The organism is Chitinophaga sp. GbtcB8, assembly GCF_019091455.1.
Classification (GTDB): domain Bacteria; phylum Bacteroidota; class Bacteroidia; order Chitinophagales; family Chitinophagaceae; genus Chitinophaga.
Genome location: NZ_JAGXJN010000002.1, coordinates 41,217 through 65,823 on the forward strand (window position 1 = coordinate 41,217; position 24,607 = coordinate 65,823).

The 24,607-nt window shown below is 48.6% G+C and carries 16 protein-coding genes; 8 read left to right on the forward strand and 8 right to left on the reverse strand.

From position 1 onward, the window contains the following. Nucleotides 1-7: 7 nt before the first annotated feature. Together idi and KVT36_RS03265 are read right to left on the reverse strand one after the other, a co-directional pair. Nucleotides 8-520 (reverse strand): isopentenyl-diphosphate Delta-isomerase, encoded by a 513-nt coding sequence (idi, locus tag KVT36_RS03260; RefSeq protein WP_217602070.1) that lies wholly within the window; start codon nucleotides 518-520, stop codon nucleotides 8-10. A 41-nt stretch (nucleotides 521-561) separates the two neighbouring features. Next, complete coding sequence (locus KVT36_RS03265) at nucleotides 562-1,875, reverse strand: PA2928 family protein (RefSeq protein ID WP_217602071.1); 1,314 nt, start codon at nucleotides 1,873-1,875, stop codon at nucleotides 562-564. Between the two features lie 91 nt (nucleotides 1,876-1,966). On the opposite strand from KVT36_RS03265, the gene KVT36_RS03270 reads away from it, so the two are divergent. Beyond that, nucleotides 1,967-2,923: a glycosyltransferase family 10 gene (locus KVT36_RS03270; RefSeq protein ID WP_217602072.1), complete on the forward strand. Its 957-nt coding sequence runs from the start codon at nucleotides 1,967-1,969 to the stop codon at nucleotides 2,921-2,923. Nucleotides 2,924-2,929: 6 nt separating this feature from the next. On the opposite strand, the gene KVT36_RS03275 is transcribed toward KVT36_RS03270, so the two are convergent. Continuing rightward, a complete protein-coding gene (locus KVT36_RS03275) occupies nucleotides 2,930-5,860 on the reverse strand; it encodes an FAD-binding and (Fe-S)-binding domain-containing protein (protein WP_217602073.1) in 2,931 nt (976 codons plus the stop codon). Nucleotides 5,861-6,011: 151 nt separating this feature from the next. Next, nucleotides 6,012-6,917, reverse strand: coding sequence for a DUF72 domain-containing protein (locus KVT36_RS03280; protein ID WP_217602074.1), 906 nt, complete (start codon nucleotides 6,915-6,917; stop codon nucleotides 6,012-6,014). A 76-nt stretch (nucleotides 6,918-6,993) separates the two neighbouring features. Between KVT36_RS03280 and KVT36_RS03285 the strand changes: the two genes are divergently transcribed. The 3 genes from KVT36_RS03285 (at nucleotide 6,994) to KVT36_RS03295 (ending at nucleotide 11,478) form a co-directional block, all read left to right on the forward strand. Further along, nucleotides 6,994-8,424 carry a glycogen synthase gene (locus KVT36_RS03285; RefSeq protein ID WP_217602075.1) on the forward strand — a complete coding sequence of 477 codons (1,431 nt, stop codon included), beginning with the start codon at nucleotides 6,994-6,996 and terminating at the stop codon, nucleotides 8,422-8,424. Nucleotides 8,425-8,589: 165 nt separating this feature from the next. Then, entirely contained in the window at nucleotides 8,590-9,861 is a 1,272-nt protein-coding gene (locus KVT36_RS03290; protein ID WP_217602076.1) for a glucose-1-phosphate adenylyltransferase, read from the forward strand. Between the two features lie 150 nt (nucleotides 9,862-10,011). After that, on the forward strand, nucleotides 10,012-11,478 hold the full coding sequence (locus tag KVT36_RS03295) for a glycoside hydrolase family 130 protein (RefSeq protein WP_217602077.1): 1,467 nt from the start codon (nucleotides 10,012-10,014) through the stop codon (nucleotides 11,476-11,478). On the opposite strand, the gene KVT36_RS03300 is transcribed toward KVT36_RS03295, so the two are convergent. After that, entirely contained in the window at nucleotides 11,462-12,478 is a 1,017-nt protein-coding gene (locus KVT36_RS03300) for a glycosyltransferase family 4 protein (RefSeq protein ID WP_217602078.1), read from the reverse strand. The two genes, KVT36_RS03295 and KVT36_RS03300, sit on opposite strands and share 17 nt — an antisense overlap. A 283-nt stretch (nucleotides 12,479-12,761) precedes the next feature. On the opposite strand from KVT36_RS03300, the gene bshC reads away from it, so the two are divergent. Next, nucleotides 12,762-14,381, forward strand: coding sequence for a bacillithiol biosynthesis cysteine-adding enzyme BshC (gene bshC, locus KVT36_RS03305; RefSeq protein WP_217602079.1), 1,620 nt, complete (start codon nucleotides 12,762-12,764; stop codon nucleotides 14,379-14,381). On the opposite strand, the gene KVT36_RS03310 is transcribed toward bshC, so the two are convergent. The 3 genes from KVT36_RS03310 to KVT36_RS03320 form a co-directional block, all read right to left on the reverse strand. Next, a complete protein-coding gene (locus tag KVT36_RS03310) occupies nucleotides 14,370-14,549 on the reverse strand; it encodes a DUF3606 domain-containing protein (protein ID WP_217602080.1) in 180 nt (59 codons plus the stop codon). The two genes, bshC and KVT36_RS03310, sit on opposite strands and share 12 nt — an antisense overlap. 74 nt (nucleotides 14,550-14,623) lie before the next feature. Continuing rightward, the gene (locus tag KVT36_RS03315; RefSeq protein WP_217602081.1) at nucleotides 14,624-16,837 is read right to left on the reverse strand and encodes an FUSC family membrane protein; all 2,214 of its coding nucleotides are present in this window, start codon (nucleotides 16,835-16,837) and stop codon (nucleotides 14,624-14,626) included. 338 nt (nucleotides 16,838-17,175) lie between these two features. Further along, nucleotides 17,176-19,611: a TonB-dependent receptor gene (locus KVT36_RS03320; protein ID WP_217602082.1), complete on the reverse strand. Its 2,436-nt coding sequence runs from the start codon at nucleotides 19,609-19,611 to the stop codon at nucleotides 17,176-17,178. A gap of 380 nt (nucleotides 19,612-19,991) precedes the next feature. Between KVT36_RS03320 and smc the strand changes: the two genes are divergently transcribed. The 3 genes from smc to KVT36_RS03335 all read left to right on the forward strand — a co-directional run bounded on the left by smc (nucleotide 19,992) and on the right by KVT36_RS03335 (nucleotide 24,572). Further along, on the forward strand, nucleotides 19,992-23,522 hold the full coding sequence (smc, locus tag KVT36_RS03325) for a chromosome segregation protein SMC (protein ID WP_217602083.1): 3,531 nt from the start codon (nucleotides 19,992-19,994) through the stop codon (nucleotides 23,520-23,522). Nucleotides 23,523-23,589: 67 nt separating this feature from the next. Beyond that, nucleotides 23,590-24,099, forward strand: coding sequence for an antitoxin Xre-like helix-turn-helix domain-containing protein (locus KVT36_RS03330; protein WP_217602084.1), 510 nt, complete (start codon nucleotides 23,590-23,592; stop codon nucleotides 24,097-24,099). Between the two features lie 8 nt (nucleotides 24,100-24,107). Beyond that, on the forward strand, nucleotides 24,108-24,572 hold the full coding sequence (locus KVT36_RS03335) for an RES family NAD+ phosphorylase (protein ID WP_217602085.1): 465 nt from the start codon (nucleotides 24,108-24,110) through the stop codon (nucleotides 24,570-24,572). Nucleotides 24,573-24,607: the final 35 nt, after the last annotated feature.

Here is a 24,607-nt window from a genome sequence, read left to right on the forward strand (position 1 = left end):
TTCAGTGTTATAATAATTCTGTTACCATTGGGAAGGCCACTTTAAACCAGTAGGTAAAACGATCCGGCGTATCCCTGATCTGGCGGGCTATTTCAGCCAAAGGATAGAATGCGTATGCTTCTACCTCTTCCTCATCCGGGATCACAGCGCCATCAAAAGTACCCAGGAACACATGATCATATTCATGCTCTGTTAAGCCATTATCAAAGGATGCCTGGTAAGTAAAGGTGAACAGTTTTTTAACCGGGCAATCAAATCCCATTTCTTCCTGCAGGCGGCGGTGTGCGGCCTGCTCTACTTCCTCGCCCGGCATAGGATGGCTGCAGCAGGCATTGGTCCATAAACCAGCGGAGTGGTACTTGCCGCTGGCGCGTTGCTGCAGCAGCATTTCATTTTTGCTATTTACAATAAATACAGAAAAAGCCCTGTGTAAAAGCCCTTTCTGATGTGCCTCCAGCTTCTCCATGGTAGCCAGGGCCTCGTCTTGTTCGTTGACCAGGATTATATGGTTAGATCTCATATGCCAAAGGGTTTGAGGGAAAATGTGAGGTAAGGTAGGGATTAATGTTTTATCTGCCAAACCACTTTACCTGTTCTTACATCAATGCAGGTAGTATGCAGCATCCAGGTAAGCAGCAGCTGTTGCCGGGTAATATCGGCCCAGCGGAAGGTGAACTCCGGGTTGCCGCTGGAAAACACCTCTTTAAAAGCATTGGTTTCTTTGGCCTTGGATGGATCAAAAAATAACCCGGTAAGGTTGCTTTGCCAGTGTAGGCGTAAGGGTTGTCCCGGCGCCCATTGCAGGGAAGAAAGCCGCAGGCCTGCATCTTTATTGGTAGAGGATGCCTGCAGCACAAAAAAGTTATCAGATCCGGCAAGCAGCAGCCGGTCGGTACCGCCGTGCAGGCTGCCGGAGGTAGCAGCTTTTCTAACCAGGTTGTCTATACGATCCTGCATATCGCGTATGGCGGTTTCCATACTGCGTATATTCGCGCCCGTTTTATTACGCCGCAGGCTGTCGGCCAGTACTTGCAGGGAATCTACCATGCTTTTCTGCTGGCTGATGAGCGATCTTACCTCCTGCATCTGCCCCGACTGCATTTGCTGCAAACGGCTCAGGTTCTTATCTGCCAGGAAACGGCCTTTCAGAAAACCGGGATCATTTTCCAGGCGCCGGTTACCATTTTCTATTACCAGGTAATTCCGCGGACTGCCATCCAGACGCAGTGAAACAGAATCATTATAAGCCGTGCGTAATTCTGTAATGTCCGGGTCGTTGAGCGGGGGCAGCTCGTAGCTTACATCCGTGATCTTTTCCACTTTCAGGGTAACGGGGTTCAGCGCATAATGAAAACCCTGGTCATCACTGAGTATAATACCGCGGCCGGCATCATAACCATAGAACTGCGGCAGCTGGTACCATTCCGGGTTAGCCAGGTGCTCTTTCAGGAAAGAGGCCTGCAGCAGCAGCTGATCAGCGCTGGCTTTTACTTTCAGCGTACGCGGATCATAGGTTTGCAGGGTTACCTGCTCGTTTTTTCTCACGCACCACAGCTGGTTGCCCGTAAGGGCCAGCAGCAGGCTGGCATCCTCCGATTCTCCGCCAAAAATAGTGCGGGCCAGGAGATGGCCATCCTTTACATCATAGGCAGAAAGACGGGTATTGGTAAAACCGCTTATGCTCGTATAACCGTTGCCGGTGCTTTTGGAAGTGGCATGAAATACTTTTTCGTGTGTTATCAGCACCTGGCCGGCACTGTCAGTATACAAGTACTCGCAGATAATACCATCTGCGGAGCCGGTTTTATCTGATTTGAAAAAGCAGCTGCTAAGCAAAAACAGGAATGCAATAGGGAGGACATAGAGCCTGATCATATAACAATTTAATGAAAATTATGAAGGATTGTACCCCTGAGTGCAATTTGAAGGTGTTTAAATATTTTATATATTTCGCCAAATTGAAAGGATGCTGAAATCGCTGCTGCAAAAGATAGGACTATCCAAACCGCCGGTTGATTATACCTACACGCCTGATGAAAACCATATTGAGATCCTGAATTTCTGGACCCTGCAGCAAAATAAAGAGCTGTGGTTCTACCAATACCTGCTGCATCATTTTTCCCAACAACTGGGCCCGCAGAATTCATTATTACTCAGTTCTGTGTTTGGGCCTAAGAACAGGATCGGGGCCAGCAAAAGCCGCATAAAGCTGTTTTATACCGGTGAGAATGTGGTGAACTTTCCGGAGTACACGGATCATTGCAAACGCCTGGTGGACCTGGCATTGGGTTTTGATCACCTGGTAAGTGAAGACTATCAGCGCTTTCCCTTATGGATCCTTTATTCTTTTGATGCCACTGCAGATGAACAGGAAATACGGAGGCGGCTGGATCATTATACAGAGGGAAATATTTGCCCGGATGATCAGAAAAAATTTGCCTCACTGATCTGCCGGCATGATAAGAACGGACTGCGTACCATATTATTCGACGCCCTTAGCCAGGTAGACCGGGTAGATAGCGCAGGGGCTTACCTCCGTAATACCAACGACCTGCAGGAAAAATTCCAGGATAACAAGATCCGGTTCAACGGCCATTATAAATTCAGCATTTGCCCGGAAAACACTAACCGGGAAGGATATGTAACAGAAAAGGTATTTGAAGCCATCAGGAGTAACACCATACCGGTTTACTGGGGCAGTAACAACAACCCGGAGCCGGATGTGCTGAATAAGAACGCCATTTTATTTTATGAGGGGCCGGAGAGCTTGCCTGCATTGCAAAAGCAGATAACAGCCTTACATACTGATCCCGGATTATACCATGAATTTATGCAGCAGCCACGCTTTCAGCCACATGCTGCAGAATATGTAGCGGAGCTGTTCAACGGCTTTCATACCAAACTGCAAAAACTATTGCAGTAGCCGGGCTTATACCAGGGCCGCATGTAAAATCTCCACCGGGTGCAGCGCTATTTTGCCCGTACCATCTTTTACCTGGTGCCGGCAGCTGGTGCCGGGGGCGGCTATGAGCGTATCATCCGTGGCATTGCGTACCGCCGGGAACAATACCAGCTCACCTATTTGCATAGAAAGGTCATAGTGCTCTTTCTCATACCCGAAAGAACCCGCCATGCCGCAGCAGCCGGAAGGAATAATTTCCACGCTGTAATTAGCGGGCAGGGAGAGTATTTTTTTACTGTGCAGGGGAGTAGATAATGCTTTCTGCTGGCAATGCCCGTGCAGCTTAATATGCCTTTTTTCCTGCGTGAACTGCTCCGGGCGCAGTGTGCCGCGCTCCACTGCCAGTGCCAGGAACTCATCTACCAGGAACACGTTCTTTGCCAGCTGTTTGGCTGCTTCGCGGTAAGGTTCCTGCACCAGGTCGGGATACTCATCCCGGAAGCTCAGGATAGCAGAGGGTTCTACGCCCAGCAAGGGCGTATGCTCCGTAATAACGTCTTTGAATATACGTATTTGCTGTTCTGCAATTACACGCGCTTTGCGCAGTAAACCTTTGGACATTAAAGCACGGGCGCTTTGCGGATGATCGGTCATGCGCACCTCGTACCCTAGTTTATGCAATAGCTGCACGGTTTTAATGCCAATGCTGGTATCGTTGTAGTTGGTGAATTCGTCGCAGAACAGGTACACGGCCGGTGCGTTGGCCGGCAGGGCTGTTCTTTCCTTAGGCCATTGCCGTTTGAACCAGCTTTTTAAAGTAGTGTTATGCAGGCCCGGTAAGGAGCGGTCTAACGCAAAACCGGATACCTTTTTAATAAGGCTGCTGGTAGCTTTATTTTTCACCAGCCAGTTATAGATGCCGGGAGTGATAGCTGCCAGGCCATTCAGGCTGGTATAGTTGCCGATCATTTTAGAACGGAAAGGCACGCCATTGGCATCATGATAATGCTGCAGGAATTCCATTTTCAGCTTGGCCATATCCACGTTGCTGGGGCATTCTGATTTACAGCCCTTGCAGGCCAGGCACAGGTCCAGCACATCATAGATCTCCTTATGATCAAAGCGGTTCTGCTTGTTGGAATGCGTCAGGAACTCGCGCAGGATGTTGGCCCTTGCACGGGTGGTATCCTTTTCATTACGGGTAGCCATGTAGCTGGGGCACATGGTGCCGCCGCTCAGCTGTGTTTTACGGCAGTCGCCTGATCCGTTACATTGCTCCGCATGCTGCAGCACGGTTTGGTCCGGGAAGTGGAAAATGGTTTGCAGCGCTGGTACCTGCTGGCCCGGCTCATACCGCAGCATACTGTTCATAGAAGGTGTGTCTACGATCTTGTGCGGATTAAAAATGTTCTCCGGGTCCCAGGTGTATTTCAGCTGGCGTAACAGCTCATAGTTTTTATCGCCTATCATCTGGCGGATGAACTCCCCGCGCAGGCGGCCATCCCCATGCTCCCCGCTGAGGGAGCCCTGGAACTGCTTTACCAGCGTGGCAATTTCCTCTGCTATTTTACGGAACAGTAAGTTGCCTTCTTCCGTTTTCAGGTTAATGATAGGGCGTAAATGTATTTCCCCGCTGCCGGCATGTGCATAGTGCACGGCGTAGAGGTTGTACTTTTTTAAGATCTCGTTAAACTGGCGGATGTATTCCGGCAGGTCCTCAATGGCAATGGCGGTATCCTCTATCACGGGCACGGCCTTTTCATCGCCCGGCAGGTTGCTGAGCAGGCCCAGGCCGGCTTTGCGCAGGGTCCAGATCTTTTTGGTATCATCCCCGAACAGCAGCGGAAAGTGGTAACCCAGGCCGGCGGCCTGCAGCTCCTGCTGTAGGCGTGTAGCTATTTCCGTTATCTCTTCGCGGGTGTTGCGGAGGAACTCTATTACCAGGATGGCGCCGGGATCGCCCTGCACAAAAAAGCGGTTCTTGCTTTGTTCAATATTATCCTTGGTACATTCCAGTATATAATGATCGATCAGCTCACTGGCGCTGGGCTTGTATTGCATGGCAATAATATTAGCCCGTAGTGATTCGTCGATGGTATTAAAATGCACGCACAGCAGCCCGGTTTCTTTAGGCGGCAGGGGAGAGATGTTGAGCTTTATTTCCGTTAAAAAGGCCAGTGTGCCTTCTGAACCGGCAATGAGCCTGCAAAAGTTAAAATCTTCTGTACCTGCGGTAAAGGGTGCTGTTTCCAGCAGCAGGTCTACCGCATAACCGGTATTACGGCGGGTAATGCTTTTCTTGGGGAACTGCCGGCGGATCTCCTCCTGGTTGGAGTGGTTGCCTAAAATGGAGCGGATCTGCTGGTAAACTTTGGTTTCCAGGGAACCATCGCCCCGTTCACAGCGGGCATGAAATTCATCCGGGGAAATGGTGTTGAACACTGCTTCAGAACCATCGCTCAGCAAAGCCTTTACTTCCAGCAAATGCTCGCGGGTGCTGCCATATACTACGGAGTTGGAGCCGCAGGAGTTATTGCCCACCATACCGCCTATCATGGCGCGGTTGGCCGTAGATGTTTCGGGACCGAAATAAAAGCCGTAAGGTTTCAGGAACATGTTCAGCTCATCGCGCACTACGCCGGGCTGCACACGTACCCATTTTTCCTCCGGGTTTATTTCCAGTATGCGGGTAAAATTCCTGGATACATCTACTATAATACCGTTGCCTACCACCTGGCCTGCCAGCGAAGTACCTGCTGTACGGGGTATCAGGGAGGTTTTGTTTTCACGGGCAAAGGTGATCAGGCGTTTTATATCTTTTTCATGCGCCGGGATGGCTACTGCCAGGGGCAGCTCACGGTATGCCGAAGCATCCGTGGCATATAAGGTACGCATCGTATCATCATCATAAAGGGTGCCCTCCAGTTCCAGGGCCAGTTGCCGGAGCTTATCTCGCATATCAGACCATTATTCCGCCGCGAAATTATGAATTACCAATTATTAATTACGAATTATCAATTAGGAATTACGAATGAGCTAGATATCAATAGATTTTTTTCAAAAGAAAGCTGGTGTAAATGAAAAATATCTAATTGCGCAGCGGTTAATTCTAAAACAGCTTGTTGTCATTCACAAACTTCGGCCGCAGTATCTCAATCCCGCACACTTCCTTCATCTTATCTGCCAGGTACACGCTCAGTTCCGGGGAGTAGGCCTCATCATGCATATGCATAAAAAAGTATAGCTCCTTAAGCCCATGCTCCAGCCAGTAGCGGATGCGGTTCACCCAGTCATCAATACGGGTATAATCCGTAGGGTGCAGGCTGTTGCCCACAAAACGGATAAATGCGCTGGGCACGGTCAGGTGCATATGCGCACAATCGCGCCGGCCGGAAGTATCGGTGATCAGCAGGCCTACCTTTAGCTTTTGCAGTGTTTGCAGCAGCTCCAGCCAAATGCCTTCATCACTGAACCACTGCGGGTGCCGCACTTCCAGGAACCATTGCAGGTCCTTGGGAAGGGAGTCCAGGTATTGAAAAAGCTGGTCTTTCCGGTTAGGGGAGAACTTATCGCTTACCTGCAAAAAAATGGGCCCCAGGTGTTCTTCAAACGCCAGCACCCCTTCCAGGAAAGCGGTGGTTTGCGGTCCGGCATTGGTTAGCTGGCTATAATGGCTAATGGCCTGCGGCACTTTAGGGCAGAACTTGAATTTATGTCCGCTGGCCTTTGCATCCCATTTGCGGATGGCATCCGGCTCATAGATCTTGTAGTGGGTAGCATTCAGCTCAATGCTGTTGTAGTGGTGCACATACTCATCCAGGAAATTAGCTTCCTTGGTGCCTTTGGGATAGATCTTACCGATCCATTCCTTACGGCCCCATTTGGCGCAGCCCACATAGATCTGTGGCTTTTTTACCGGCTGGCCTTTCAGTACTTTTTTGTTAAAAACAGGCTCTGCGGCCAACTTGAAATCTAGGTCGTTCAGCAGGGCCTCGTCTACACGTCCAAAGTCCATAAATTAATTTTGAGAGTTCTTTGTTTTTATAGTTTTTCTAAGGTAACTTAAAAGTATGTATCAATAAATAAATAGCATGGAAGTTATACACGTTAGCGCGGAATGTTACCCGGTAGCCAAGGTTGGAGGATTGGGGGATGTGGTGGGCGCCCTGCCCAAATATCAGTTTGAGGCGGGCTGTTATGCCAAAGTAGTGATCCCCGCATACAGAACCCGTTTTTTTGAAACCCACGAATTTGAGATCGTACACCAGGCTGGCATGTACCTGGGTCCATACTGGTACCACTTTAATGTCTGGAAAGAAAAGCACAACACTTTAGGTTTTGACCTTTACCTGGTAGATATTCCAGGCCTGCTGGATACAGCCGGCGTATACGGGTATTACAACGATACAGAACGTTTTTTAGCTTTTCAGATAGCTACGCTGGACTGGATCAACGAGTGGCGGCATAGTCCGGATGTAATCCATTGCCATGACCACCATACCGGGTTAATTCCCTTTCTGATGAGCAATGGGTATAAGTATGCCCGGCTTAAAAATGTGCCTTCAGTTATTACCATTCATAATGCACAATACCAGGGTCAGTTTGGCTGGGACCGGCAATACCTGCTGCCTTCCTTTGATTCCTGGAAAGGCGGCCTGCTGGATTGGGCCGGTGCTATTAACCCCCTGGCAGCAGCTATTAAATGCGCCTGGCGGGTAACCACCGTATCGCCCAATTACCTGGAAGAAATGTTTAATTCCGCCGCCGGGCTGGAAAGCCTCTTTAATTATGAGCGCGGCAAGTGTATAGGTATTTTGAACGGTATTGATACCAAGGTATGGGACCCTGCAACAGACCCTATGTTAACGGCTAACTATGACGCCTCTACGCTGGTAACCGGTAAGGAGGAAAATAAGCAGGCCCTGTGCCGTGAGTTTGGATTAGACCCATCTTTACCGCTGATCTCCTTTATTGGAAGGCTGGTAGGGGAAAAGGGCGCCGACCTGTTACCGGATATTATTGGCCGCTCCCTGTATGAGCTGACGGGGCGGGTAAATTTCCTGGTGCTGGGAAGCGGGGACCCCCATGTGGAATGGTCTCTACACCAAACCCGGCAATATGTAGAAGATCACCTTAATGTATATATTGGTTATAGCGAAGCTTTATCACACCGTATTTACGCCGGCAGCGATTTTTTGCTGATGCCTTCCCGTGTGGAGCCCTGCGGTCTTAACCAGCTTTATGCCCTGCGTTATGGCACCGTGCCCATTGTAAGAAGTGTAGGCGGATTAAAAGATACGGTTACGGATATTGGCGATAAAAACGGTTTTGGCATACGTTTTATACATGCAGCAGTATGGGATGTATGCAGGGCAATAGGCCGGGCAGTATCCCTGTACGAAGATCAGGAGGTTATAACCCTGCAGCATATACGACAATACAGCATGCAGCTGGACCATTCCTGGGACAGCGCAGCACAGGAATATCTGGATGTTTATTTAAGCCTAACGCTGAGTGCTTAACGCCTAACGCAGAAAGCTTAACGCTGATTGAAGCGATTATATGTCAATGCATAAGCCTTTATTGATCAGATTAGCTATCGAAGTATTAAGCGTTCAGCATTAAGCATTAACTTTGAACCGTTGACCGCCAGCCACTTGCTTACAATGAAAAATTGAACATAATATATGTCTAACGCAATCATTTCCCTGATATTGGGCGGAGGAGCCGGAACAAGGCTGTATCCCCTTACACGCCGCCGTTCAAAGCCGGCGGTACCCCTGGCCGGTAAGTACCGGTTAGTGGATATACCTATTTCCAACTGCCTGAATGCTGATATGAACCGTATTTTTGTGCTGACGCAGTATAACTCTGCTTCCTTAAACAAGCATATTAAAAATACCTATCACTTCAGCCATTTCAGCAAGGCTTTTGTGGATATACTGGCCGCAGAGCAAACCCCTGATAACCCTACCTGGTACCAGGGTACGGCAGATGCGGTGAGGCAGTGCCTGCACCATATTGATAATTTTGAATTTGAATATGTGCTCATTCTCTCCGGCGACCAGCTGTACCAGATGGATTTCCGGGACATGCTGCAGTTTCACGTAGAATCCGGCTCAGAGATCACCATTGCCACCATACCGGTAAGCGCCAAGGACGCCTCTGACTTTGGGATCTTAAAAACAGACCCCAAGGGATTGATCACTTCCTTTACAGAAAAGCCCAAGCAGGACGTGTTAGGCCCCTGGTCATCGCCCGTGAGTGAGGAAATGGAGTCAGAAGGCCGTATTTACCTGGCCAGCATGGGTATTTACCTGTTCAGCCGGCAGGTGCTGTACGATCTGCTGAACGGGCAGGAAACCTCCACCGACTTTGGTAAGGAGCTGATCCCGTATGCCATTAATGCAGACTATAAAGTAATAAGCTATCAATACACCGGGTACTGGACAGACATTGGCAACATCTGCTCTTTCTGGGAAGCCAACATCGGGTTAACGGATGACATCCCCAAGTTTAACCTGTTTGATGAATCACATACTATTTATTCCAGGGCACGTATGCTGCCGCCGGCCAAGATATCTGCCAAGCTGCATAAAACCGTTATTTCAGACGGCTGTATTATATTGGACAGTACGCTGGAACGTTGTGTAGTAGGTATCCGTAACCGTATAGGGCGTGGATCTGTGATCACAAACTGTTACATAATGGGGAGCGATTACTACCAAACGCTGGACGAGCTGGAAAAGGCCAGGGCAAAAGGCCACCCGCCCATGGGCATTGGAGATGATTGCCATATCAGTAATGCTATTATAGATAAGAACTGCAGCATTGGCAACGGGGTGAAGATCAATGTGGGAGAACGCCTGCCGGATGGCGAGTATGAAAAATATACCGTGAAGGATGGGATCGTGGTAATAAAAAAGGGTATGGTATTGGAGGATGGATTTGTGATCTAAGCGGCCGATAGGGCCACCCCGGCTAATTTGTTGTGCAAATGAATTTGCGCGGAATTGATAATATAATCACGCGCATATTTATTTGCACATTTTTGTATTAGTACCTTTACACCTTCATTATAAAAAAATTGCAGCATTAAAAGGCGAAGTATGCGACTGACCATAGAACGACAAAACACGAAAATTTATCCTGATCTAAAGAGAGTAGTAGCACGCTTTTTCTTTAACGGCGATGCCCGCGCCAAAGCCATTATAAGCCAGGTAGGCGGCATGACGGATGTAGAAGTTGCCGCCACGCTCACGCCTTTGCTCCGCGAGTTTTCCCGCCGCCACCGTAACATAACCCGCATTTTTGACAAACATTGCGACCGGGTAAAACACCTGTTCACCTCCCAGGGCATCAACTATGATGAGGTGGATTACAAAAAGAAACTACTGATCGGCTCTTATTTTACCAATGAATATTCCATTGAATCAGCTGCGTTCTTTAATCCTTCCCTGATCGAAGACCTGGACCAGAGCGGGTTGGAAGAAGGAGAAAAACGTGTGATCATCAGCTTCCGCGCAGTAGGCGAGGGGCATATTTCCTCCATTGCGTTCCGCCATGGGGTTATTAACCGGGAAAACGAGATCTTCCTGACACCCCCGGGTAACTATGTAGAGGAAGCAGATATTATCCGCAACTCCCTTTACCAGAAACAGGGCTTTTTCCAGAATGCAGTATCCATCCGCCTGCCGGACTCCGTGATGCGGGAAGTGCAGAGCAGCCTGTCAGATACCTTTGAATACCTGTCGCTGAAACGTGTGATCCGTGATATGCAGCAGCGTTACCAGGTAGACCACCTGATCAAAAAGGCATTGGAAAGGCTGTTATGGCTGGCAGATTCTTACTACGAAGTGAACTTTTCATTGGATACAGACATCTCTGACCGTATTATATTTCCTTATTCAGAGTCTGAAACGCGTGGCATTGAAGATGCCCGCTTTGTAAAGTTTGCCGATAACAATGGCGATATTATCTATTACGCCACCTACACGGCATATGATGGGATTACCATTCAGCCCAAGCTGCTGCAAACCAAAGATTTTTACAACTTTAAAATATTGCCGCTGTATGGCGAGGGCGCGCAGAATAAGAACCTGGCGCTGTTTCCCCGCAGGATCAATGGTAAGTATGTGATGTTATCCCGCATTGACGGTATTAATAACTACATCATGTACTCCGATAAGATCAACATCTGGGAAAACCCGGAGATCCTGCAAACACCCAAATATCCCTGGGAGTTTGTACAGATCGGCAACTGCGGATCGCCCATTGAAACGTCTGAAGGGTGGCTGCTTATTACCCATGGGGTAGGGCCTATGCGTACCTATTGTATAGGCGCCAGCCTGCTGGACCTCAATGATCCTAAAGAAGAAATAGGCCGCCTGAAAGAACCCCTGCTGGTACCGACCAAAGAAGAAAGGGAAGGTTATGTGCCCAATGTATTATACTCCTGCGGGTCTATGATCCATAACCAGGAGCTGATCATCCCTTACGGCCTTTCTGATTATGCCACCGGTTTTGCCACGGTAAACCTGGAACATTTGCTGAACAGGATTAAGCAGGATGGGTGAGGATGTGCTCATATAACGCAAGATAAGCTTCCACCATTTTTTCCTGGCTGAACTGCGCTTTGGCGTAGGTATGGCAATAGTTACGGTCAATAGTGTGCAGCGTTTTTATGCTGTTAATAGCCTGCTGCATATTATTGACCAGGAAACCGGTTTTGCCGTGCTGGATAAGCTCCGGCATGGAACCGCGCTGGTAGGCAATTACAGGCGTGCCGCACAACATGGCTTCTGCTACGCTGAGGCCAAAAGGCTCCTCAAAATAAATAGGGTGCAGCAGGGCTTTGGCGCGGCCTAATACCCGGTTGCGTTCCTCCCCGCCCACAGCGCCCACAAATACCACATCTTTCCCGTCAATGAACGGCTGCACTTTTTCCCGGTAATACCCTTCATCCTGTATAATACCGGCAATTACCAGGCGGTGGTTGGTAGCCAGGGCAATCTGGATAGCGTCAAATGTGCCTTTGTCAGGATGAATGCGCCCAAAGTACAGCAGGTAATCCTCCGGCTGGGTTTCCAGTGAAAATTCCGCGGTGCGTATACCATTATATATATTGGCGGCGTATTGCAGCTCCGGGCTGCGGTTGGCATAGCTGATGGATACATAATGGTTCACATCATTAAACCGGGCATATACGGGAATGATCCTGGGGGAGGAAAAGCCATGAATGGTGGTAACCATAGGCGTAGGTATTAACCGCGACCAGGTAAGGGGCAAAAAATCAAAGTGGTTATGAATAATGTCAAATTCCCCGGCCCGCTCCATTAAGTAACTGATATGCATACACTCCTGTACCTTGGCATCCAGGGTTTTATCCTCTTCATACCCCTGCGGGCAAATAGCAGCCAGGGTACCGCCGGTAACGGAATTGGCGGTGGCAAACAAGGTAACTTCCTGACCTTTAGCTACTAACCCTTCTGCCAGGTTAGAAGCCATTTGTTCCCAGGGGCCGTAATGTTGGGGTGGTGTGCGCCAGGCCACCGGGGAGAGTACTGCTATTTTCATGAATTATCAATTACGAATTACGAATGAGGACTACGATTAATAAATACGAACTAGGTTCAGCACGTTTCATACCAACTCTCATTAAACACAATTATTTATCATTTTGATTTTCAATAATATTCTCCCGCCTAAGCCGGGGCAGGCCATGGATCCAAACTACCTTTTCCCGCAATACCCCTAACCAGGGGCCCCAATTCGTAACCGCCTCCTGCCGTTCATCGTAATTCGTAATTCCTAATTCGTTATTTATTATACCTTCGTGCCTTCAAAGGAAGTAAGGAGCATGGATCAATCAGTATGCAACAGTGTACCCTACAGTGAAACCGGCTATTTCAGCCAACTGGTACTCGATTTTTTGGCAGAACATCCGCATATCCGATCTTTTTATACGTACCCGCCGCTGCGTCCCGACCTGGATGCGCTGATACACGCTAAAAAAGCGCAGCCCCTGCAAAGGGATGTGTTAGTAAAAGCCCTGCAGGCGCAATATGCCGGTTTAGAGGTGCATGACGCAGTAACGGAAAACATCCGCCTGCTGGAGCAGCCAGGCACCTTTAGCATTTGTACGGCCCACCAACCCAATATTTTTACCGGTTACCTTTATTTTGTTTATAAGATCCTGCAAACCGTAAAGCTGGCGGCTGATTTTAAACAGCAACGCCCCCAGTACAACTTTGTACCGGTGTATTACATGGGGAGTGAGGATAATGACCTGGATGAACTGGGCAGCATTTACCTGAACGGTAAAACGCTTACCTGGCCTACCAGGCAGGCCGGCGCTGTAGGGCGTATGCGTCCGGAAGGGCTGGAGGAGCTGATTGTGCAGATAGAATCCCTGCTGGGTTATGGCAAACATGCAGAAGAGCTGGTGCAGCTGTTACGAAATGCTTATGGGCAGCATGATGACATTCAGCAGGCTACCCTGTACCTGGTAAATGCCTTATTTGGCCGTTTTGGACTAATAGTGCTGATACCTGATACCCCGTTGTTTAAGAAACAGTACATACCGGTTATGAAAGAGGAGCTGTTACACCAAACCTCTTATAAGCTGGTAAGCGATACCATTGAGAAAATATCACAACATTATAAAGTACAGGCCAATCCCCGGGAAATAAACCTGTTCTACCTTACAGATAATAGCCGGGAACGGATTGTGAAAGAAGGGGAGCAGTGGAAGGTTTTACACTCCAATATTGCCTTCACTGCTACAGAGCTGGATGAAGAGCTGCACAGCAACCCGGAACGTTTTAGCCCTAATGTGATCCTGCGCGGGATGTTGCAGGAAACCATTTTGCCCAACATTGCCTTTATTGGCGGTGGAGGTGAAATTGCTTACTGGCTTGAGCTGCAGGCTTTGTTTGCCCATTACCGTGTGCCGTACCCCATGCTGGTGATGCGTAACTCTTTTTTACTGGTAGATGCGGTATCCCGTAAATGGCTGCAGAACCTGGGCTTATGTATTAAAGACCTGTTTGGCAATGTAAATGAGCTGGTAAATAATTTTGTGCTGCAGCATACCAATGCCACACTGGTATTGAAAAAGGAATACGATGCGCTGGAACAGCTGTTTGATGAGCTGGAAGCTAAAGCGCGTAGTATAGATGTAACGCTGGTATCCAGTGTGGGTGCTGAAAGGCAAAAAGCGCTTAAAAGTATTGGACGCCTGGAACATAAATTCCTGCGGGCAGAGAAGAAAAAGTTTGCCTGGCAAACAGACCAGATCAGGCAGCTGCGCGATAAATTATTCCCCGCTAATTCCCTGCAGGAGCGCAAAGAGAACTTTATGCCCTGGTATATTCATGAAGGCAGCGCACTGTTTGACAGGATACTGGCTAATATGCAGCCTTTATCGGACCAGCTGCAGATCATTTATGAACAGGATAATAAGGAGCTATTGCCTTGACCGGATGGCATTCTCAATATCTTCCCTTTTTTCACCTACCTCGTTTATTGTTTTCAGGATCTCTTCCTTGGTAACCTTCAGCTCTTCTGAAAGGTATTCCACATGGTCATCCCTCAGGGGATCAATAATTTTAAGATCCTGGAAACTTGTGGGATTATTGTCAGGCATGATCAGTTCTTTTTAGGTTGTTGAATACCTGTAAACGTACAAATACAATGCCTGCGGATTGCGGATGACAACGCTTAGCTCATAGCTTTTTTCATATCCTTCAGCACCACCAGGATACCGTGCAGCTGGTCGCGCACCTGTTTGGTTTCCAGCATCTCATCCCGTACCGGCGTTTCCCCCTTTCCCTGGTTGATCTCTGTTTGCCGTTGCTGGATAAGGCTTTCCACATGAATATCCAGTGTTTCAAAGGCTTCAATATTGCCGGGGAGTTCGGGCAGAGCTGCGCCGGGTTGCTGGGTAAGCTGTATGATCTGCTCCATGTACTGCAGCAGGTAATGGGCTATCAGCTGGTATTCCGGGCGCGGAAAACGCACGCCCTGGCCCAAACCATAGGCTGCCAGCGCAGCAATACGGGAGGTAAGGGTGTGGTTCAATACCACAAAATGGTACAGTTTGGAATTATTTTTCTGCTGGCTCTTAGGTTCACTCAGCATACGCTGAAAGGCGGCCATGAGGTTGGCGGTATGTACATAGGTGTCTTTACGGGCCAGCTTGTATTCTGTAACGGACATTTGCAGATTGGTGTAGAGCTTTATAACCTGCTCAAAATATTGTTTGTTGGCCGTTATCATTTTCTCCATATAGCTGGGCAGGTACTTATGCTCCCAGCTGGGCCACAGGGTAAGGTTGGCCACAAAGGCCAGGCTGCCGCCAATAAAGGTATCCAGCACCCGCTGGGTGGCATACCGCAGATCCGCAGGGTGCAGGAAATGCAGCAGGAAAATAACAAAGGGGGTGGTAAAGATCACGCTGATGGTGTACTGGTACGTCATAAACGTATAAGCGCCCAGGATGCACACCAGCATAATAATAAAAATAGTGGTGGGGTTGTTGGTAAGCAATAATACGGTTATAGCAAACAAAGCCCCTATAACGGTACCGATTATACGCTGGTAGCTGCGTGACTTCGTTAATCCGAAACCTGGTTTCAGGATCACCACTATGGTGAGCAGGATCCAGTACACGCGGTCCAGGTGCAGCAGCAATCCCAGTATATAACCTGTTACAGTAGCCAGGCTTACGCGTACGGCATGCCGGAAAATGTGCGATTGAAAAGTAAGGTTATCGCGGAAGGTCTCAAAATCGTACCGGTTGCTGGTGGTAAAGCGGGATAGCTCTAACCGCGGGTCAATGGTAGTATCTTTCAGGCGTTCCAGGCGGGTAAGGCGGTGCAGGTTGTACATGCGCTCTGCCATATCCTGCAGGTTGTCCAGAATGTTGGTGAGGGTAATAAGGCGGGTGCGCTCCCGCAGGGTGGGCAGGGTTTTACGGATCTCCCCAACGGCCTGCTGTACCTTTTCAATTTCGTGCCGCAGGTTGGCGCGGGGCATGGAACGCTGCCCGGCCATAACGGCCAGGCCTATATCTTTCAGCTCCTGTGCATATTCCAGGATAAGGTGGTGGAATTTTTCCAGGATATTTTGTTCCCCGAAGTTCTGTTGCAGCGCTTTATAATCGATCTGCGAGGCCATGATCTGCTCCTGCAGGTCTACCAGGTCCAGGAAAATGAGCACCATGCTTTTGCTGATGGTACTGGTGCCCTGCTGGGCTGAGCGCCTTTTGAGCAGCAGCTCCCGTACGGCTTCCTGTTTTTCATTTACCAGCACCTGCTGTTCCAGTACAGATTTATACGTTTCATCAAGATCCGTATCCTTTATATAAAAACCGGCGCGCAGCTCCAGGTAGCGGGCTGTTTCCAGTATACATTCCCCTAATGTTTGCTGTACGTTCAGGTAAGGGCGTATTTGCCAAAGCACCAGTGCAAGCAGCCCATGCCACAGGCCGCCCAGCAGCACCAGCCCGCTGTAGCGCAGGGTTTCTGTGAGGTTTTCCTGCGGATCGCCCAGCATAATGATCATTACCAGCAAACAGGCTATGCCTATATTGCCGCCCCGGTTACCATATACCAGCAGCATGCTGAAGAAAAAACAGCAGACTACGATCCAGGGCGCCATTATGTAAGGGTAGGGCGATGCCAGGCCTGTGCCCAGGGCCGTCAGGAAAATTAAGGCAATGCTGATGAATGCACCGTTCCGTTTATGGATAAAGGTACCCGGCTGGTCTGACAGGGCTGCGCATAACGCACCCGTAGAAATAGCAATACCCATTATCAGCTGGCCCATACTCAGGCAAACCAGCGAAGGCACTACTACGCTGATGGTTGTACGAAGCCCATTGCTGAAATGGTAGCTTAATATAAAACTCTTAAATTCTGTAAGCCAACGCATGGGTAATTACGAATTGTCAATTACGAATTACGAATTGAGTAGTGCAATTTGCTGTTCCCCCATTTTAATTCGATATGCAAAGGTAGGTGTTAATGCCGAACGCAGAAGGCTTAATGCTAAACGCTCAAAGCCAGCGCCTGGTGAAGAACACAATATATTGAACATTAAAGAATTGGTATAAAATATCACGAAGCCTGGATATATTTCCATTATACGCCGCATTAAGCGTTTAGCGTTCGGCGTTAAGCATTCCCTCGTAATCTGGCATCCCTGCACCACCCAATTACTCATATCATAATTACTTTCAATGGCATTCGTGCCCCGTAATTCCAGCAAGCTTACGGCTTGCTGCTTTCCTGTTGTTTCACATCATCATTCTTTACGCCCTTTTTACGTGTCACAGATTCCTTTAGCTGACCGAATTTCCAGCCAAAACCAATACGGATGGCGCGTACCGGGTAGTAAAAGGTGTTGGAACGGTAAAAGGATGGATCATGGATCACGTTCTTCCAGGCTATTTCTTTTTGGAAGGGTTGGTCCAGCGTAAGGTTTACGGCGGCCCGCTGGTGAAACAGGCTTTTGCGCAGGGTAAAGCTATTGGTAACATACCCTGGTGCACGGCCCTGCAAAACGGGCTGGCTGCTGTTCAGGTAAAAAGCGGCTTCTGTTTTAAATCCTTTACCCAGGTCATAGTCCAGGTTAATGAAACTGTTGGCGCTCCATCCCGTATTATGCAGACCTGTACCATTGCGGCTTTGCAGGCTGGTATACTGGGTGCGTAAATTGCCGCTCAGGCTCAGGCGTGGCAGGGGCTGAAGGCTTACATTCAGGTTAAAACCAGTAGCGTTGCGCCGGCCTATGTTGGCATAAGTGGTGGCCGTAATACCGCTTGCGGTATCTATGGCTACGTAACTTTCCATGGCTTTATGGGTAAAGGTGTAATCCATACCGGCCAGCAGGCGTATGCCTTTGAAGAGAATGTTATAGTTCAATCCAAAGGAGTGGTTCAGCTCCGGTTGCAGGCCAGGGTTACCATAAGTAATGTTATTCGGGTCATTATCATTTACATAAGGGTTCAGATTCCATACCCAGGGGCGTTGCAGGCGGCGGCTGTAAGAAAGGCTGACAGCCTGCATGTGAGGCAAGGGAAAGGTAATATTGGCTGTTGGTATAAAATTCAGATAATCAGTACGTAAGGAAGTGTCATTAGCAATAAAATGTGCATTAATATGTGTGTGTTCCAGGCGGACGCCCAGCAGCACATTCACCCGGTTCTTTATTTTAAAGGCATAGGTGGTATATGCTGCCAGCACATTTTGCCGGTAGTTGAAGGTGTTGTTCCGGTCCGGGTTCATGGGATCGCGGGTAATGCTCATTTCACCCTGCTGCTGGTAGCTGCTTTCAATAGTGCGTAAAATGGCTTTGGCCCCGGTTTCCAGTTTTTGGCCATGCGGTAGTGGCTGGGTATAGTCCAGCTGAAGGGTGGTTTCAGTATTATGCTCATCATTGGTATTGCTGAAACCCGTATAACCACCCGGCACATTTAGCTGTTGGTTATCAGATTGCTGGTCATTATTGCCGGTATTCCGGTTTAAGGACAGGCTCAGGGTTTGGTCCGGCTGCCGGAACCTTTTCTGATAATCCACCCCAAGGTCATAGGCCTGGCTTTTATAGTTTGTATAGCTGGTGTAGCTGCCGGTTTGTTCCAGCTTTTGCCTTTCGTCATATAGCTTCACCTGCTGCGGTGCATTGTTGCTGTTGTAGCTGATGTTCACATTGCCATACACACTCAGGCTGCTGGTGCTGTCCAGGTCATAGCTCAGCTCCAGGTTACCAAAATAATAGGTGCCGTCAAAGATGCTGTTGCCATTCTGTATCAATGTGCTTTGGTTGCCATACAGGTAGTTTTCCCGCAGGCCTTCTGAGCGGCCTTTGTTACGGAAATAGCTGGCGCCTGCGTAGGCTGCCACACCTACCTGGCCTATGCGGGCATTCAGGGAGCCGCCTGCGCCTGCAAACCCGCGGCTGTTATCATTGGCATACAGGTTACCATTATAGCCATTAATAGTATGCCTGGTAATAATGTTAATGATACCGGCTGCGCCTTCTGCATCATATTTTGCAGAGGGCTGGGTGATCACCTCTATACTTTTGATCACGCCGGCCGGGAAAGCGCGCAGGGCCTCTTTAGGATTTCTGGCCAGCATAGTGGTGCTTTTACCGTTCAGCAGTATTTTAAAGCTGCTGCTGCCTTTAAGCTGTACGTTGCCTTCCGGGTCTACTGTTACCATGGGTACGCGGCGCAGCATTTCAGCAGCGGTTAGCTGGTCTTTGTTCAGGTCATTTTCCACGTTATATACCAGCCGGTCGTCCTTGACTTCCAGCAGGGGTTTTTGCCCGGCTACTGTTACGGCCTTTAGCTGCTGTAGGGCAGCGGGCAGGTACAGGGGCGGCTGGGCATAATATGGGTGCAGGGAATCCAGTGTAAAGGGTTCCAGGATGCGGGCGGTATACCCGGTGATGCTGATGCCAAGCTGGTAACGGCCGGCGCTGAGATTAGGCATGGTAAAACGTCCCTGTTCATCCGTAAGGGTGTTCAGTACCGGCTGCAGGCCGGCAGCTTTTAATAAGGTAATGGTGGCGTAACCAATGGGTTTGCGGGAAGCGCTATCAGCCACCTGGCCGGTAATGTGCAGGGATGCGGGTTTTTGGGCATGGGCAAGCAAAGGGCATGACAGTATTCCGGTCAGCAGGGTTAGGATACCATTTTTCATAATGGGTGTTGCATGTTGGCGTACATGTTCCGTTTTGATTTCGGTTATGCAAGGGTTTCTTTCAGGTTTTTCATCGGGTCTGCAATCTTCTACAGTATAAGCACCGGCAAACTAAAAATAATCGTTCAATTGTTGATCAGCTACTCTGCCAGGCCATTGGTTAAGGGTTTAAGTAAAAGTCGAACATTCCATTATAATAAGCTGTAAACCAGTTTGTTTCGGCTGATTTTAAAAGGATTTATACACAACTGTGTATAAAAAAAACAGTTTAATCCGGCTTACGCTGTTAAATTACTAATTCATTTGCACAAATTACGTGTAGGCAATATGTGAATCGTAGTTATCTTTGACAGCTTTAAAAAAATAAACCCGGAGCAACTGTGCGTTTAAAAACATTAGAAATCAAAGGCTTCAAAAGTTTTGCCGACAAAACCGTTTTAAATTTTGACGAGGGGATCACAGGTGTAATAGGACCGAACGGCTGCGGCAAAAGTAATATCATTGACTCCATCCGGTGGGTGATAGGGGAACACAAGATCAGCAACCTGCGTTCAGATAACCAGGCCGGCCTGGTATTTAACGGTTCCAAGAGCCGCTCCGCCAGTGGTATGGCCGAAGTGAGCCTCACCTTTGAGAATACACGAAATGTGCTGCCCACCGAATTTACCACGGTTACCATTACACGTAAATTTTATAAGAACGGCGATAGTGAGTACAGGCTCAATGATGTAGCCTGCCGTTTGAAAGACATCCATAACCTGTTCATGGATACCGGCGTAAGTACCGATTCTTACGCCATTATTGAGCTGGGCATGGTGGATGATATTATTAAGGATAAGGAAAACAGCCGCCGCCGCATGCTGGAACAGGCAGCGGGCATCTCCATCTACAAAACCCGTAAAAAAGAAGCCAAGACCAAGCTGGATGCTACGGAGGGTGACCTGAACCGTATTGAGGACCTGTTGTTTGAGATCAACAACAACCTGAAAACGCTGGAAAGCCAGGCTAGAAAAGCGGAACGTTATTACGAGGTAAAGAAAGAGTACAGGGAGATCAGCATAGAGCTTGCCAAAGCCGCCCTGGAGGGGTTTAACGTCACCTTTAAAGACCTTTCCGAGCAACAGCAAACAGAAACAGACCGCAAAATGGCGCTGGAAGCGGAAATTGCTACCGAAGAAGCTGCCGTAGAAGAAGATAAGCTGCACTTTGTAGCTAAAGAACGGGAGCTGCAGGTATTGCAGAAATCCTTTAATGAAGTACTGGCCACTGTGCGCACGCGGGAAAATGATAAGAACCTGGCCAGCCAGCAGCTAACCTACCTGCGGGAACGTGAAAAGAACCTGAGTGATTTCCTGAACAATGCCGAAGGGCAGCTGCAGGGATTATCAGAATCCATTGAACGTACGGAAAAGCAGGCGGAAGAAGAGCAGGAAGTATTTGATACCATGCAGGACGAGCTGGAAACCCTGCACGAAATGGTAGATGAAAAGAAAGAGCTTTTCAACCAGAAAAAACAAAGCCTGGAAACCCTGCGCCGCGACCAGCAGCAATGGCAACGCCAGCAATTTGAAGCAGAAAAGAAAGTAGCCGTAGCCGATACCTCCGTACAGAACCTGCAGCGCAGCATACAGCAGCTACAGGAAGAAAAGACGAACCGGCAGGGGCAGATACAACAGCTGGAAGAAGAAAAGAGCGGTCTGCAGGAAACCCTGGAAGACGGTAAAGCCAACCTGGAAGACATGGTCCGTTTCCAGGAAGAGACCAAAGGCAAGATCCTGGCCACCCAGTCTGATATTGAAGGCCTGCGGGATAAGCTGACGGATGAGAACCGTACCCTGGACTCCAAGAAGAACGAATACGACCTGTTAAAATCCCTGGTGGACAGCCTGGAAGGTTACCCCGAAAGTATTAAGTTCCTGAAAAAGAATAGCGACTGGAATAATAAGGCGCCTATTCTGAGTGATATATTTTTCTGTAAGGAAGATTACCGCACCTGTATAGAAAACCTGCTGGAGCCTTACCTGAACTACTATGTAGTGAACAACGCAGAAGAAGCCATACAGGCCATACGCCTGCTGGACCTCAATAAAAAGGGAAAGGCCAACTTCTTTATACTGGACCAGTTTCACCACCAGGGCGGACAGCTGTTCACCCCTCCCGGCACCATACCGGCGCTTGAAGTAGTGGAAATAGACGAACGTTATAAAGGATTAGGCAATTACCTGCTGGGTAAAGTATTTGTGGCGGATGATGTAGCTGCGCTGGATTTTGGCCAGATGCCGGACCAGGATATACTGATCGTAGAAAAGAGCGGCCGTATGTACCGCGGTAAATACAGCTTTAGTGGTGGTTCTGTAGGATTGTTTGAAGGTAAGAAGCTGGGCCGCGCCAAGAACCTGGAAAAGCTGGATGCGGAGATCAAAGCGCTGGAAATAGTAGTGAGCAACCTGCGCCAGCAGCTGCAGGATAAACACAATGAAGTATTAGGCTATAACAGCCAACTGAATGAAAATAATATTAATGCGGCCCGTGAAAAGATTAACCAGCTGAATAACCAGCTGTTTGGCCTGCAGAACCGTATTGAGAACTTCCATCACCTGATAGAATCCGGCGACAAACGCCTGGCAGAAATGCAGCAGTCGCTGGAAACCAACCAGCAAAGTATTGCCGGTGTGAAGGACGAATTGGAAGGCCTGAACGAAAGGGTGCATGCCCTGCACGACAGCATTGTAGCTGCCGACCGGGCTTCCCAGGAAGCAGAGCAACAGTACAACCAGGCCAACGTACAGTTCAACAACCAGAACCTGCAGCATACCCGCCAGCAGAGCAAGGTGCAGGGGCTGAAACAGGAGCTGGACTTTAAACGCAAACAATTGAGCGACCTGCATGTGCAGATCACCAATAATAAATCACAGCTGGAAGATGCAGTGGCTAACATTGCTGCAGCAGAAGATAAGCTGAGTGTTGCAGATGACGGACTGGTAGAGCTGTTCCGCAAGAAGGAAGAAGAAGAAAAGGCCCTGAACGAAAAAGACCAGGAGTACTACAACTTCCGTAACCATCTGCAGGAGAAAGAAAGCTCCCTGCGTGCCCGCCAGCGTGCCAAAGAGCAGCTGGAACAAATGCTGAACACCATTAAGGATAAAGTGAATGAGCTGAAGCTGCAGCTGGCCTCCATGAAGGAAAGGCTGAGCGTGGAGTTTAAAGTGAACCTGGACGAGATCCTGGATGATGCACGCAGCAGCACCCTGCCCGTAGATGAGCTGCAGGGCAGCGCAGAGCGTTTGAAAAAACGCCTGGAAAATATGGGTGAGATAAACCCAACAGCCATTGAGGCTTTCCAGGAAATGAAAAAGCGTTATGAGTTCATCCTGGAACAAAAGAACGACCTGGTGGCTGCCAAGGAATCCCTGATGGCTACGATCCAGGAAGTAGAATCAACCGCCAACCAGAAGTTCCTGGATACTTTTAATACCGTGAAGGAAAACTTCATCCGCGTATTCAAAGCCCTGTTCACCGAAGAAGACCAGTGTGATCTGATCCTGAATGAGCCGGAGAACCTGGCCGAAACCGGTATTGAGATCATTGCCAAACCAAAAGGTAAACGCCCGGCCGCTATTACCCAGCTTTCCGGTGGTGAAAAAACCCTGACAGCAACCGCACTGCTGTTTGCCATTTACCTGATCAAACCCGCGCCATTCTGTATCCTGGATGAGGTGGATGCCCCGCTGGATGATGCCAACGTAGGAAAGTTCACCAACATGATCCGCAAGTTCTCTGATAACTCACAGTTCATTATTGTTACGCATAACAAGCAAACAATGGCGGCAGTGGATGTTATTTACGGAGTAACCATGCAGGAGCCGGGAGTAAGTAAGCTGGTGCCGGTGGATTTCAGGAGCTTGAATTAGCAAATAGTGGAAAAAATTCTTTTGGAATCAGGAAAAAATTCCTATATTTGGAGAGAATTAAGAGGTTATGGCAAAAGCAATGAAAGCAAGCAGCGTTCTGCATACCAAAATGCCGCCTGTTGCAAGCATAAAAGAAAGTGGGGAAGGGGCTTTGCCGGCTACTGATGTTTCCAGGATCCAGCAAGCCTTCCAGGATATTGACCTGAGAAATAACTACCAGTTAGTTACTGCTGCGCTTAGCGGCGTTTATGCTGATACCTTTATTAAGTTTGTTGACCTGGCTAATATTTCCAGGAATGAATTGGCAGCAGCCATGAATATATCTACCAAAACCATAAAAAATAAACTGGCCGATAAAGAGCCACTAGACCCTAATCAGGGTGAGCATCTGTTAAAGATCATTTCACTTTTTGAGTTGGGAGAAAAAATATTTGGTGGCTTAGAACCCTTTAAACGCTGGTTAGAAAAACCTTTTTTCGGCAAACCACAAAAGCCGGAAGATTTCCTGAAAACTACCGGAGGCGTAGAGCTGATCATGGATGAGCTAAAACGCCTGGCATACGGTGATGTTATTTAACCCGGGTAATGAGAGTATTTAGAATTGCTTATAAAGAGTTCTCCAAAGATCTGAATCCTTCCAAAGCAAATGGCCGCTGGGCAGCGGCTGGTAAAGCAGTGATATATGCCGCCGGCTCTGTGGCGCTGGCTGTACTGGAAAACCTGGTCAGAAGGCAGGGAGAGGGGTTTAATGATGATTACCGCATTATGGTCATTGATATTCCATCTTCCCTAAAAATTCAAACTATTACCGCTGCGGAATTAGCAGCAGGCTGGAATGATGTACTGGATTATTCAAAATGCCAGCCCTTGGGCAACCGCTGGTATGATGCGGCAAAGTATCCTGTATTGAAAGTGCCTTCCGCCATCATTCCCCAGGAATTTAATTATGTGCTCAACGCCAACCACCCGGACTATAATAAAATAAAACTGGTTGAAGTAACTGGTTATATCCCCGATCCAAGGATCGAAGAAATATTAAAGGGAGCATAGATCACCTTACCTATATCCCGCCATTCTACCTCCCA

Excerpts from the sequence above, each read along its gene's own strand:
- KVT36_RS03320 (WP_217602082.1), bottom strand. The coding sequence starts at position 19,611 with ATGAAAAATGGTATCCTAACCCTGCTGACCGGAATACTGTCATGCCCT.
- KVT36_RS03270 (WP_217602072.1), top strand. The coding sequence starts at position 1,967 with ATGCTGAAATCGCTGCTGCAAAAGATAGGACTATCCAAACCGCCGGTT.
- KVT36_RS03290 (WP_217602076.1), top strand. The coding sequence starts at position 8,590 with ATGTCTAACGCAATCATTTCCCTGATATTGGGCGGAGGAGCCGGAACA.
- KVT36_RS03275 (WP_217602073.1), bottom strand. The coding sequence starts at position 5,860 with ATGCGAGATAAGCTCCGGCAACTGGCCCTGGAACTGGAGGGCACCCTT.
- KVT36_RS03315 (WP_217602081.1), bottom strand. The coding sequence starts at position 16,837 with ATGCGTTGGCTTACAGAATTTAAGAGTTTTATATTAAGCTACCATTTC.
- KVT36_RS03330 (WP_217602084.1), top strand. The coding sequence starts at position 23,590 with ATGGCAAAAGCAATGAAAGCAAGCAGCGTTCTGCATACCAAAATGCCG.
- KVT36_RS03310 (WP_217602080.1), bottom strand. The coding sequence starts at position 14,549 with ATGCCTGACAATAATCCCACAAGTTTCCAGGATCTTAAAATTATTGAT.
- KVT36_RS03280 (WP_217602074.1), bottom strand. The coding sequence starts at position 6,917 with ATGGACTTTGGACGTGTAGACGAGGCCCTGCTGAACGACCTAGATTTC.
- KVT36_RS03300 (WP_217602078.1), bottom strand. The coding sequence starts at position 12,478 with ATGAAAATAGCAGTACTCTCCCCGGTGGCCTGGCGCACACCACCCCAA.
- bshC (WP_217602079.1), top strand. The coding sequence starts at position 12,762 with ATGGATCAATCAGTATGCAACAGTGTACCCTACAGTGAAACCGGCTAT.
- idi (WP_217602070.1), bottom strand. The coding sequence starts at position 520 with ATGAGATCTAACCATATAATCCTGGTCAACGAACAAGACGAGGCCCTG.
- KVT36_RS03265 (WP_217602071.1), bottom strand. The coding sequence starts at position 1,875 with ATGATCAGGCTCTATGTCCTCCCTATTGCATTCCTGTTTTTGCTTAGC.
- KVT36_RS03295 (WP_217602077.1), top strand. The coding sequence starts at position 10,012 with ATGCGACTGACCATAGAACGACAAAACACGAAAATTTATCCTGATCTA.
- KVT36_RS03335 (WP_217602085.1), top strand. The coding sequence starts at position 24,108 with ATGAGAGTATTTAGAATTGCTTATAAAGAGTTCTCCAAAGATCTGAAT.
- KVT36_RS03285 (WP_217602075.1), top strand. The coding sequence starts at position 6,994 with ATGGAAGTTATACACGTTAGCGCGGAATGTTACCCGGTAGCCAAGGTT.